Annotated in this window: 10 protein-coding genes; all 10 read left to right on the plus strand. The window is 53.7% G+C overall.

Annotated features, from left to right (window positions below; translation table 11 throughout):
• Positions 1-288 (plus strand): hypothetical protein (locus Q7O77_RS07610; RefSeq protein ID WP_304165181.1); only part of this gene is annotated, 288 nt, incomplete at its 5' end.
• A 1556-nt stretch (positions 289-1844) separates the two neighbouring features.
• A complete protein-coding gene (gene otsB / locus Q7O77_RS07615; RefSeq protein WP_304165184.1) occupies positions 1845-2642 on the plus strand; it encodes a trehalose-phosphatase in 798 nt (265 codons plus the stop codon).
• On the plus strand, positions 2639-4018 hold the full coding sequence (locus Q7O77_RS07620; RefSeq protein ID WP_304165186.1) for a trehalose-6-phosphate synthase: 1380 nt from the start codon (positions 2639-2641) through the stop codon (positions 4016-4018). Before otsB ends, Q7O77_RS07620 begins: the two co-directional genes overlap by 4 nt.
• A 205-nt stretch (positions 4019-4223) precedes the next feature.
• Positions 4224-5699, plus strand: coding sequence for a GMC oxidoreductase (locus Q7O77_RS07625; RefSeq protein ID WP_304165189.1), 1476 nt, complete (start codon positions 4224-4226; stop codon positions 5697-5699).
• 25 nt (positions 5700-5724) lie between these two features.
• Entirely contained in the window at positions 5725-7035 is a 1311-nt protein-coding gene (locus Q7O77_RS07630) for an aminotransferase class III-fold pyridoxal phosphate-dependent enzyme (protein ID WP_304165193.1), read from the plus strand.
• Positions 7019-7945 carry a sulfotransferase gene (locus Q7O77_RS07635; RefSeq protein WP_304165195.1) on the plus strand — a complete coding sequence of 309 codons (927 nt, stop codon included), beginning with the start codon at positions 7019-7021 and terminating at the stop codon, positions 7943-7945. Before Q7O77_RS07630 ends, Q7O77_RS07635 begins: the two co-directional genes overlap by 17 nt.
• 130 nt (positions 7946-8075) lie before the next feature.
• Positions 8076-9443, plus strand: coding sequence for a glycosyl transferase family 2 (locus tag Q7O77_RS07640; protein ID WP_304165198.1), 1368 nt, complete (start codon positions 8076-8078; stop codon positions 9441-9443).
• A 12-nt stretch (positions 9444-9455) separates the two neighbouring features.
• Complete coding sequence (locus Q7O77_RS07645; protein WP_304165201.1) at positions 9456-10730, plus strand: glycosyltransferase family 2 protein; 1275 nt, start codon at positions 9456-9458, stop codon at positions 10728-10730.
• The gene (locus tag Q7O77_RS07650; protein ID WP_304165203.1) at positions 10730-12154 is read left to right on the plus strand and encodes a radical SAM protein; all 1425 of its coding nucleotides are present in this window, start codon (positions 10730-10732) and stop codon (positions 12152-12154) included. Before Q7O77_RS07645 ends, Q7O77_RS07650 begins: the two co-directional genes overlap by 1 nt.
• A gap of 120 nt (positions 12155-12274) precedes the next feature.
• Positions 12275-13078 (plus strand): hypothetical protein, encoded by an 804-nt coding sequence (locus tag Q7O77_RS07655; protein WP_304165206.1) that lies wholly within the window; start codon positions 12275-12277, stop codon positions 13076-13078.
• Positions 13079-13228: the final 150 nt, after the last annotated feature.

The raw sequence follows: 13228 nt of genomic DNA on the forward strand, positions 1-13228 counted from the left end.
TGGAATCGATCATGCAGGATAATCTACAGCGCTATTAAGTTGGTTCGACCATCAAACGGCGGTGATGCCAACAGCACCACTGAGCGTTTCCTTCCTGATAAAGACTCCCCTTTGGGGATCTGCTGCGATCGCGTGGCGGATATGGTCGGCATTCCGCCCTCGACGATAAACCCTCCTGATACCAATGCCTTCAACCCCATCCTCAACAGCTACTCTACACGCCCACCTCATTGTCTCAATCAAACACGTCAATTCGGCAACTCAGCATCCACCAGAATTGTTCCGTAGGCTGATTAATGTCTGCTGTCACATCGGCTTTCAGCAAACAACAGAACGTCATCATGTTGTTCTAAACGCAATTCGGTGGACAATCTCGGGCCCACTTCGTTTCCACAAGGACAGTAACCTTTATAGGGTCCTTCAGCTTATTATTGTCACCGGTTATTCCCCAGACAACCTATGATATTCCCGCGGCCAGACATTCGCTGAAACCGATCTCCATTAAACATTCAGAAATAACAATCGCATCAAAAATAATAATCTTGATAACGCTAAGTATTTCGATGAAATTGTGAACTGTTTCGATTTCTTATTTTTATCAACGCCGATGGATCATTATTTAATGAACTGTGGGAAAGGCCCCTTTCCTCTATGTATATCTTGTTTATGGAAATAAATGAAACGCATGGTCTGAGTAATATAATCGAGGCGTGAAACTATCTTGGGGTTAATAATGATGATTGGATGTAGTGATTGAATTTATTTTAAGCGTCTCAACAATTTATTTACCCGGGTCAAATTTGGTTATCTCTGAATAACTAATCGTGACATTAATAGATATTGTTAGGTGTTTCTCTGTGAGCTATGTTTTTACGAAAACCTTAACGCTAGCCTTTCAGCAAGTTCCTCATTTATTGGGAATGTGATTTAAGCGAATGAGAGATGTGGCTGGTTTATTTTTATTTTCATTTCACAGAGTTAAGTCTAAATGGCTTTGGTTAAGCCATTGTCAGCGGCCATAGAACAACGGGAAATATCTTTGTGGTACGCAATAAGTTATCTATTCAAATAGATACCCAATAAGAAACCATCATTGGCAAATGTAATAATGTAATCTTGATGTATCGAAAAAACAAAATATAAAAATTGCTTTGTGATTTAACTTAGTTAAAATCCATCTAAACACACATATTTATGTTTTCTTGATGATGACTTGAGATATATCTTATTTTTCAATAAATGTGGTTGCCTATATCCTGAAAACGAAGAGTATTTATATTTTATGACAGTTCATTGTCGCGTAGGGTATTGAAAAATCTGCGCATATTGAATTAATGATAATTATCAGTCCAGTCAGGGAGATTAATTTTTCTAATGATGAATGTCCTATAAGGATATTTGGATGTGTTTTATTGAATACCAAAGTAAAGCCATCGAATATTTATAAAAATAAAATTGTGCATAAAGCCACATTCTATTAGTCCTCGCGCGATAAATAGATGGTGGATATCACTTGTTTGCAATCTGGTGAAAGAAATAAGAATAAACGCTCAGTCCCGCCATTTTATTCAATAGGACTGACTCAACATTTATTTTCTGGCAGTACCCGATGTTCTTCGGCTTTATCCCAGAGTCAGGAGTTCGTTTGGGGGGGATGGAACCCATATCGTCACGTCAGTGAGGATATCCAATGACGCAATCCCTTGAGTGCTCGCACTCCCTGGGAATAAACGCCGCGAGCGGATTCACGGCGAGTCTGGATCAATCACTCACTGGCATCAGGAATACGGCTGCTTTTGGCGAATCAGTACTGAACTCGCTATCACCAAGAGAGGATTGTAAACGTGACTCCAGAAGAACATGAAGACATGCATCAGCCTGACGCTTTACCGGCATTCAGGCTCAGTGACTCAGCATTTTTTTTCGATATCGACGGTACGCTCGCGGAGATTTGCGCCCGCCCCGAGGAGGCCGTCATCCCTCAGGGGCGTCTGTCTCTTCTCCACGCTCTGCTTCGCGCCTGTGATGGCGCCGTGGGAATTATCTCAGGACGATGTTTAGCAGATATCGATGGGTTGTTAGTGCCGTTACTGCTGCCCGCGGCGGGCATTCACGGAGGGGAACGTCGTCGAGCGGATGGGACGATTCATCGCTGTGAGGCCCATCTGCCTGCGGAGCTTAATCTGCGACTAAAATATTGGGTAGAGCAGCACCCCGGCGCTTTTCTCGAAGCGAAAGGGGATACTGCCGTGGCCCTGCACTATCGCCAGTGTCCGGAGTGTGAACCTGAAGCGGTACGGCTCGCCTCGGCGCTGAGTGAGGATTACCCCCAGTGGGCGGCCCAGCCGGGGAAATGCGTTATCGAAATCAAGCCAGTGAGCGTGAATAAAGGGGCCGCTTTGCGCGCCTTTATGACGGAAGCTCCTTTTCAAGGCCGTTTGCCCGTTTTCGTCGGCGACGATCTCACCGATGAGCAGGGGTTTGACGCGGCGCAGGCGCTGGGCGGCATGGGGATTAAAATCGGCGCTGGCCTTACCTGCGCAGGGCATCGGCTACCGAGTGTCGATGCCGTCGGGGAGTGGTTATCAGGGTTGACCACGCTCGCAGACCCGCCACGTGCGGATAAGGCGGTGTCGCGATGAACCGGCTTGTAGTGGTATCGAACCGCGTGCCTCCGGCGCTGGATGACTGTCCGGCGGGAGGGTTAGCCAGCGGTATGATGGCTGCGCTGGAGCTGAGCGGCGGCGTCTGGTTCGGATGGAATGGCGAGGTGGAAGCATGTCCGACTCGCGTCGAACAACGGACGGTCAATAACGTCACCTTTGCGACGACCGCGCTGACTGCGGAAGAGTATCAGCAATATTACTGCGGCTTCTCCAACGGCACATTGTGGCCAACGTTCCATTACCGCGTCGATCTGGCGCGCTACGACAACGAAGAGTATCAGGGGTATCTGCGCGTTAATCGCCGGCTGGCGCAGATGTTGAAACCGCTGCTTCGCCCAGACGATATGATCTGGGTACAGGATTACCATCTCCTGCCTTTCGCTCAAGCCTGTCGGGCGATAGGGATCCCAAACCGTATCGGTTTCTTTCTGCATATCCCTTTCCCGTCCAGCGTCATCGCCATGACGATACCGCCGCACCGTGAGCTGTTCTCCAGTATGACGGATTACGACCTGCTGGGATTTCAGACCGAAGAAGATCATCAGGCTTTTCGGGATTACGCCAGCCGCATGGGAATGAGCGACGATATCGTCAAAAGCGGCGTTTACCCCATCAGCGTCGCGATCGAACCGCTTCGCCAACTGGCGCAGGACAACTCCCCCGACCTTCACCTGCTCGATCAGGTTTCCCGGCATCTGGGACGCAAAGCGATCTTCAGCGTTGACCGGCTGGACTACTCCAAAGGCTTACCCGAGCGCTTCAGCGCTTACGAAATGCTGCTGAAACATTATCCCGAGCATCGGCGGCGGGTTCAGTTTGTCCAGTTCGCACCAACCACCCGGGATGACATCTCCAGCTACCGGCAGATACGCGAGCAGCTGGATGCGCTGGCCGGGCGTATCAACGGCGGCTATTCCGAGCTGGACTGGCTGGCTCTCAATTACATCAACAAGAACTGCGATCGGCGGCGACTGATGGGGCTATACCGTCAGGCGCACGTCGCCTGCGTCACGCCGCTGCGAGACGGGATGAATCTGGTGGCGAAAGAGTATGTGGCGGTGCAGGAGGAAGCGGACCCCGGCGTGCTGGTGCTGTCTTGTTTCGCCGGTGCGGCGCGGGAATTGGATGCCGCGCTGATCGTCAATCCCTATGACCCGCGCGAAGTCGCCGCCGCGCTGGATCGCGCCTTAATGATGCCCCTCGAAGAACGCGTAGAGCGCCACCAGAGCATGCTGAACATTTTACGGCATGCCTCCATCGACGTGTGGCTACGGCGTTTCGTGGACGACCTGTCGCGGCAACGCCCGGCAGGCGATGCGGGATGCGTCCCCTGTGTGTGTTTGAGAGCCTGAGCACGCTGACAGGGTTGCGTTTCACAGAAGACAAAGCAGATGGACGAAGTCGCCATCACTTCAGGTTGGAGGCGCCGCGCGAGTGATTTTTAGCGGCGTATGTAGCAAAGGAATGCGTTGTCGACGGTCGGCAATGCCAGCGACCCCAGGCCCGGGTGGCCCGACGTGTTGATGAAATTTTGAATGAAGTAAGGAGCAATGAACCATGACAATGATTAAGCACATCAGCGCTTATCAAGGACGTTTCGACAAATTTGATGCCGTCATTGTGGGCTCTGGCCCCTCCGGCGCGACGGTGGCACGTACGCTGGCGGAGCAGGGCAAGGACGTCCTGATTCTGGAGCTGGGCGGGCTGGCGTCGCCGGGCGAAGTGCTGGGGGCGCATCAATCCATCTACAGTCGGGCCATCACCGCAACCGGTCTGCAGGACGGCAACCCGTGGACCGCCTGCTGCGTCGGCGGCGGTATGCAGTTCTATTCCGCCATCACCTTTCGCTACCGCGACGTAGACATGCGGATCAGCCGCTACCTGCATTCGGATATGGAGATGGACTGGCCCATCACCCTGCAAGATCTGGAAGAACATTACAGCTATATCGAATCGTTGCTGGGCATGCAGGATGTCAGCAGCTATCCGTTTAGCGCCCGCGGCAAGAAGATCGCCCATGCAATGGCTTCGCTCGGTTACCGCCCGCGAAATATGCCGCTCGCCATCGTGCCAGCGGGGTGCGACAACGGGTGCCACTTCTGTTCGGCCTGCGATAGCCGCTCTTGTACGACGGGCGCCAAGGCATCGATTCTGAACCGTTCGGTGATCGACGACACCGCGCTGCCGGGTTCCATCACCGTACTGTTTGGCTGCATGGTGAATAGCATCCGGCTTTCGAACGAAGGGCATGCTCAATCGGCGGAGTGCTATATCCCGTTCTCTTCCGAGCATCTCAGCATCCCCGTTGAAAAGATCATCTGTTGCGGCAACGCGATCCAAACCAGCGCGCTGCTGCTGCGTTCGACTTCCGTGTTAGCGCCGCGCGGCATCGGCAACGAGCACGATCTGGTGGGGCGCGGACTCTCCTTCAAGATCACCGGTTACACGACGGGTTCCAACCCAGCCTGGATGAAGGAAGATGGGCTGTGCGCCCCGCATCAAGGTGCGCCCGCGTCCGTCTACACCGATGATTTTTATCAGAACTCCGACGTGCCCACCGGGATTGGCGGCCTGCTGTACGAGGTCGCTTCCCCGGAACCGCTTCGCAATATTGGCCGCATCCGTCTGCACTATCTCGCGGGCGAAGAGGCGTGGTCACATAATCGCATCACCCTGGATGAGCATCAGGATGAATTCGGCAACCCGCTGATCAAGTTCAATTACAAAAACTCCGACAGCGACTTGGCGCGCATCGGCTTTATGGCGGCCCGGGCGGAGGAAATTCTGAGGGAAGCCGGCGCGAAGACGATCGAGCGGGAACCGTCCGTGCATAACAAGGGCGGCTCGCATCTGCATGGCACGGCGCGGGCAGGAACGGATGCCACGCGGTCGGTCGTCGATGTCTCGGGCCGTGTTCACGGCTACGACAACATTTACGTCATGGACGCCTCCGTCATGACCTTTGCCGGCAACTCGAACCCGACGCACACCATTATGGCCAACGCGCGACGCATGGCCGTGGCAATGCGCTGAACCTCACTCAGGAGCGATAAAGACGATGGATAATAATCAGCAGCAGTTACGACGGGCGATCGCGTCCACCGCCGCCCGCGAGTACGACATTTCCGCTCGCCCGCCGTTCGTGGTGCAAAGCGCCAAGGGCGCTTGGCTCAAAGACTGCGACGGTCGAACGATTCTGGACATGACCTCTTCCAACGGCACCGTGCTATTCGGTCATCGGCGCAAAGAGATCGATCAGGCGGTGGTCGATCAGATCCAGTCGCGCGGCATCATTTTCCCAACCACGCTGTCTCCGCAGCGAATCGAGCTGGCCGAACAGCTGGTGGAACGCTACCAACACGTTGAAAAAGCGGTCTTTTTCCGCACCGGATCGGACGGCACTTCAGCGGCGATCAGAATGGCCCGCGCTTATACCGGACGGCGGATCGTACTGTCCAGCGGTTACCACGGCTGGCACGACTGGCATCGCCAGTTCGGGCAGCTTTGCTACGACCCGGAAACGGATGTCTTCCACTTCGGCTACAACCTGGAGGCGCTCTCTACGGCGTTGGATGTGGCGCGAGATCGCATCGCCGCCGTCATTGTCACGCCCGAGTTGGGCTGGTTCCCCGAAAGCCACTTCAAGGAGATGGGACGCTTGTGCCGCGCCGCCGGGGTTCCCTTCATCCTCGACGAGGTGATGTCCGGGCTGCGTTACGGCGCACACGGCGTTCACGGGGATGGCGGCGTGGATGCCGATTTGATGATTGTGAGTAAAGGCCTCGCCAACGGCTTTGCGCTCTCGACCGTCGCCGGGAAAGCCGATCTGATCAACGCCTATGACGCCGCTGGCTTGGCGGGCACCTACAACAAAGAGGTGACCTCTATGGCCGCCGCGCTGGTGGCGCTGCGGATCTTCAAAGAGGAACGGCCGCACGATGCCGCGCTGAATATCGGCGCTGAACTGATGAAAAGGCTTCAGCGGGCGGCGGATGAGGTCGGTGTCCCCCTATGGGTAACTGGCCCGCCGCTGATGTTCAAAACGGTTTTCGCCAATGCTGAGGTGGCCGATGCGGTCACGGCGGAGTGCTTCGCGCACGGTCTGTTTTTAGAGTGCAACGGCACGCACATGATCAACTTTGCCTTTGGTCAGTCGGAATTGGAGCACGCGGTCTCTATTTTCAAAGCGTCGCTTGAGGCCGTCAAAGCGTCTGGCAATGACATGGGCGGCGACATGGGCGCGATCGACGACACGCGGCGAAAGGCGTACGCGCGCTCTGCGTTCGGCGTGGCCTTTGAAGTGAACCTGGAATCGGACGTCGTTCACGCCTTGAATTTTCGCCGAGGGTCCTATGAAGCCAGAAGCTAACGTCAAAGCGCCTGTGTTGCTGGGTGGCGAAAATCGATCGGGGACGACGCTGCAAAGCATTATTTTGGATGCCCATCCCGATCTGGTCGTCGCGCCTGAAATTGATTTTCTGGAGCCGCTCGATCTGGGGCCGCACATCCTTGAGGCGGCGCGGTTGCTCTCGGCCAACGATCCCCGGGTGCTTGGCCCGGGAACAGATACGGAAGATCCGTTCTGGTTTGATGGCGCGCACTTCGTTAAGCAATGCCAGCGCTCCGGCGTGCCGAATGACGATCTGATCGCACTGGTCGAAGCCGCGATGGCTGAGCGCAAAAGCGATCTCAGCCGCTTCGTTGATCGCTGCTTTCTCATTGAGAAGATCGGCGCCTATCGGCTCAAGAAATACGGCGGCCTGTTCTGGGGCCAAAAGCTGCAGCGCAAAATCGCCCGTATCGATGATTTTGCGCGGATTTGGCCCGAAGCGCGGTTTATCCATATCGTCCGTGACGGGCGCGATCTCTTCGCTTCCCACCTCAAATCCGTCCCCAGATGGGGATACAAAACCCCTTCGGAAATGGCGCGTAGCTGGGTGGAAGTGGTCTCTCGTCCGGTGACCGTGGCGCCGCCGGGGCGCTATCTGGAAATTCGCTATGAAGATCTGGTGATGTCCCCTGCGAAGGTGATCAAACGGATGACCGATTTTATCGGCGTCGAGTGGAGCGATCAGGTACTGGCTCACCACGAGGTTTCGCATGTGTTGTTCGAGAATCCCTGGGATCACCCCGCCGCGGACGCCGCCGCTAAAGCGATTACCACTTCCCCGGTCGGTCGCTACAAGCGCGATTTGTCAGCACGTCAGATCGCCGAGTTCGAGGCGGTCGCGGGGCCTCAGCTTGAACGGCTGGGTTATTCGCTGTCGGACGGTCTCTAATGAACGGCGCTCAACACGCCCTGACGCCAGAGCGGCTCGGCGACGGGCGGTCGTCATTTCATACCTCGGGGACGGCGCGCGCCGTACTCAGGGCGTTCTGAATTAATTCAATTAAACGTAGGAAGGACACATGGATGTAAAGAATAGAGTCATATTCATTTCATTTGATGGCGTCGCCGTTTCCGGGATCACCGTGGAAGCGGCCAAGCTGGCATCCTGCTTGAATCAGAGAGGCTTCGAGTCGTTCATTGATCTGGGGTACGACATCAAGATCGATAAAGGCAATTTCGGCAAGCCATATACGCAGGAAGAGAAGAGCGCCTTCGGCAAGATCTTCACGGTGGTGCGGGCGACGGGCGACGGTGAGCTGCCCGGTTACACCCCGTATTTTATCAATGACGTCAACAATCTACTGATTAATGGAAGCATTCCTGCCAGCGAAGAAAAAAAAGCGCGTAAGCTGGCGGACGTTCATGCGGTCGCCGAGGCGGTCTCCGAGCGCATTGTGGAAACCTGGCGTCACTTTGGCATCACCCACGTTGTCATTGAAAACGGCACGTTGCCTGAAAATATCGTTTACACCCACGCGCTGTATAAAGCCATTGCCGCCTATGGCGAAGAGAAACATCTCGGATGTTTCGTACTTTGGCGCGATCACGACCTGATGTGGAATAGTGAAACCGCCTGTGGGAAATATGGCGGCGACCCTTGGCCTTATGCCGTTAAACCTATCCCCACCGAATATATCAATTACGTCACGTTAAATAACGCCCTCGCCAGCAAACTCAGCGAATGGTGCGGGGTGAATATCGACGTCATGCGTAATTGCTACTGTTTCGGCGGCGAAAAACCACGGAAATCTCTGCGACCCGAATTGGGTATTTCAGATGACGTTATTCTGATTGCGCGTACGACCCGGCTTGTGCCGGTGAAACGTCTGGAGCGGGATATTTATCTGACGAAAAAACTTAATGAGCTGTGCGTCAGAAATAATAAAGAGCCCTGCGTCTATTTGGTTATTGCAGGAGGAGAGCATGAAGATGCTCGCTACTTTAGTTATTTGAAAGACTATGTCAGCAAATTGGGGATGGAGCGGTTTGTCCATTTCATCGGCGCCTTGCAGCATGACTTTATCGACGAAAGCGGCGATGCGTATACCGTGCAGGATCTCTACGAATCCTGCGACATCGTCTCCTTCCTGACGTCGTACGATTACGACAGCTACGGCAACCCGATTGGTGAGGCCATCAGCCACCAGCGGTGTTATATCGCCAGCCATTATGAATATTACGACGAGGTTTACGGCCAGTATGGTTTTCAAACCGAACTCATGGCTATTTCCGCCGAACAAGATGGTTGGCCGGATGATGATTTTGTGCAACGGGTTTATGGATTGGTTGCCGACAAGTCGAAACGAGAGTTAATCGCGAAACATAATTTCCAGATTGGGGAAAAATTAATTTCCAACAAGATATTTGGCCACGTATTCAATGTGTAATAGGGAGTCGTTATGCGTAAAGAAACTTATATATCCATCGTGCTGCCGGTTTATAATGAAGGGGATCGTATCGAAGCCGTCATAGATTCTATTTATCAGCAGAAGTCGAAATATGGAATATTTACTCTGGATAATATGGAATTAATTATCGTTGATAATAATTCGACGGATGACTCGATTCAGAAAGTGAAAGTGGCTCAGGATAAATATAAAGACCTGACGGTACATATCATTAATGAAACTACGCAGGGCGTCTCTTCAGCCAGAAAAAAAGGGATGGATTACGCCTCTCAGCGCGCCAGTATTCGTAATATCGAATACGGCATCAATAATAAGCACTATATCGTTTCCGCCGATGCGGATTGCGAAGTGGATAAATATTGGATCGACGAACTGGTTTACACCATGCTCGAGCAGCATGGCGATCTGGGCACCTGTAATTACTACTACGATAAAAGTGATTTTGAGCGTCGTCCCAACCTGTATCGTGAAATTGATAAGACCCTGCGTTGCCGCCACTTCTCGTTCTCGCTGTTCGGCGGTTTCCCCGACGGCAAAGGCTTTGCCGTCGAAAAACGGATGTACGACGCGGTAGGTGGCATCGAGATTTTCTACCAGCTGGAGGAGGGGCGCTTTGTTGAACATCTCTCCGACGACTGGGACTTCGGCATCAAGGTCATTGCCTGCGGCGGTAAGCCAGTGTATGCACCGGACGCTTTCGTCAAAATCAATAGCCGAAGAGTAGATACGCTGCTGTACGAGGTGATGAACGGGACCGCTTACGGAAAAGACGGTATCATCATCATGAAGGATGTTCGCCCGACGGAGCACGCGCTGGAAAACTATCAGGATTTGTCGCCTGAACAGGCTGAAATCTCCTGGTTCAACTCAATCAAAGACTACATACCGAAAAATATCGTACTGCCGGTCCTACTGAATCCGTCGCTGCTGGTTGATAACCCGGAAGTCATTGAGTTCTTCACCCCGGAAGTGGCGGAAAGGCTCTATCGTCGTATCTATCAAATCAAGTACGAAACCAGCGTCGTCGACTTCAAGCCGATCCACGCATACAAAACGCCCGCCTTCCGCCTCTACTTTGAATTCAGACACGAGATATTCAATTCGCTGCGGCGTTTCGTCGGCGAGGATATCGGCTCCGCACCGCCGCTGCCCGCCTGTTTCGATACCGTGGATGAAAAAGACTTCCTGCGTTTTGTGTACTACTTCTGCGAAGACCGCGAGTCGGGCGAAGCGCACAACTATTTTGCCAATGGCGGGGTATTTTGATGAATAAGAGCCATCTTGATACCTTGCTCGATCTCGATAGCCGGTATCCCACGCCGATAGTGTGTGACGTGCTGGCGAAAGAAGAGAATGCGAAGCTGCTCGACTATGTCGTCAAGGATCCCTTTGGATGCCACGTCTTCCCCGGCGATATTGAGGATTACCCGCTCTCCGCGTTTCATGCCGACATGGATGTGGAGGTGGGCAAAGCCGAACGGATCCATCTCTGGGCTTATATCCCTACCTGTCGCTATAAGTGCCACTTTTGTCAGTTTCCTACGGTGATCCTCAACCCGGAATCGGCCAAGGCGGGCGCGCTGTTCACCGAAGTGGTGGATCTGAATATCAAAGAGGCGCAGCTGTGGCTGAAGCATGTTCCTAACCTGGGCCGGACGCCCGTCGGTGAATTCAATATCTTCGGCGGTACGCCTTCGCTGCTGCCGGAGGCCGAGTTGCGGCGGCTGATGGCGTTTTACAAAGAGAATTTCGACTTCTCCTCCGCCACCCTGCGGTTTGAAGGCGAGCCGGGCAGCCTGCCTGAAAACTATCTGGGCATATTGAAAGAGTTGGGATTCACCAAGCTGTCGTTCGGCGCTCAGTCGTTCAACGATCGCCTCATCCATGCCTGCGGCAGAAGACATACGGCGGCGGAGTGTTTTTCCACGTTGGAAAATGCCAAGGCGATGGGGTACGAGCTGATCACCATCGACCTGATGTATGGGCTGATGGGGCAAAAAGTGGATGACGTGGCCTACGACATGGAGATGGTGAAGAAGTACGATCTGTCGCATGTCGTTTGCACCAAGCTGCACATGAAAGAGTTTATGGAAACCCGCAGCGGCGTGTCGGCGAAACGGAAAAACCTCTGGCAGCGCAAACTGATCTCGCTGGGTGATAACGAAATGCCCAGTCTGGGAAAACAGTACCAGATGCGTCAGCTGGTGGAGCGCTATCTGGCCGACGATTACCTCGAACATCCCACCATGTATTTCCACAAACGTGATTTGCCGCCGGAGAAATGGAAAAGCCTGATCACCGATCTCGACAAGCAATATCCCGAGGTCGCGATTGGTCTGGGCGGCAGCTCCAAGTCGCGCCGCTCCGAGATGATCAACCTGACGGAGTATGACGAGTATCGCGATGCGCTGAACGCGGGGCATCTGCCGTGCGGTTCGGTTCGCGGATTCTCCCCGCATCAGCAGCGCGTCAATGCGTTCAAAATGGCGCTATCGACGCTGATCCCGGTTGACGATGCGGTCTACAAACAACGGTTTGATGGGGAGAGTTTCTTTGATAATCCCACCATCTCGGCGGCATTGCCCCACCTTGAAGAGAAAGGGTTGGTGACCGTGGAAAACGCCGTGGTGACCTTAACGCCAGCAGGACGAGTGTTGGTGGAAGCCATTATCAATACGCAGTTTGAGTAAGCGACTCTGACGCCTTACGGCGTCAAATGAGGGATCTTAGAACATACGGAACGTACGCCGAAAACCCGCCGCCGGTCACTTTTTCCGTCGGCGTGGCAGGGGCGTGTAAGGATGATTGTGATGCAAAACTTCTCTTCTCGTGTATTCAGTTTTTATTACATTGGTATTGATACCGAAGCGGGGGTCACCAACGCACAGTTTGAAGCCTTCGTGCGTGATAAAGGCGTTCAACTACCGATTTATCCGGGATGGCGTTGGACCTTGTTGCGCGGGCTGCGTGGGGAACGTACCGACCAATATCTGATGTTGTTCGAAATGAAAAACGCTGAAGCGCGCGATCTGTACGTCGATGAAAACGGCAACCTCACGGCGCTGGCTCAGCAATTCTGGCAGGATGCGCCTGAGGCGCAGGAGATCCTCGAAGTGTGGAAACATCTGGCCACTTTCGCGGAATTGCCGACGTTGTTCACCGACTACCAGCTTTTGGCCGAAAATAACAAAAGCACGGTGAAACCGGGCCCTCGCTATCATCAAGGGGAGGGGGATGACAAAACCGCGCGGATCATCGGCATTCATAACCTGGCCTTGCGAACGGGAGTCACCCCCGCGGAGTTCGAGTGTTTTATCGCGGAGAATTACCACCGCATAGAGGACTATCCCGGTTGGAAATTTCATCTGTTGAAAGGGGAGCGCGGCAACAGGCTGGATCAATACGTCGTCATGATGGAGATTGAGAGCGTGGAGGCATTGACGGTGTTTTATCCGGAGGCGGATATCGGTACTCAGGAAACGGACAAGTTCGCTCAGGCGCATCGCGATACGAAGCAGATGTATGAAGAGTGGAAAAAACTGGCCTCGTTCTCTGGCTCGCCGCAGATCTACACTGACTATATCTCCGTCGCTGAATGCGGAACCTGTGACTAGCACTCCTGCACGCTGGCGATCGCTATAGAGCGGGTGCGCCATGCCTTATCCGGATGGCAAAGTAAGACGCTGATAAGCGCCACACGGCGAACCCGATAGCCCTGAATACTCTGTTCAGGGCTTTTTTATCCTGTTTACGGCGTATTCGAC

It is taken from the genome of Lonsdalea britannica, from assembly GCF_946477055.1.
GTDB lineage: Bacteria > Pseudomonadota > Gammaproteobacteria > Enterobacterales > Enterobacteriaceae > Lonsdalea > Lonsdalea britannica_A.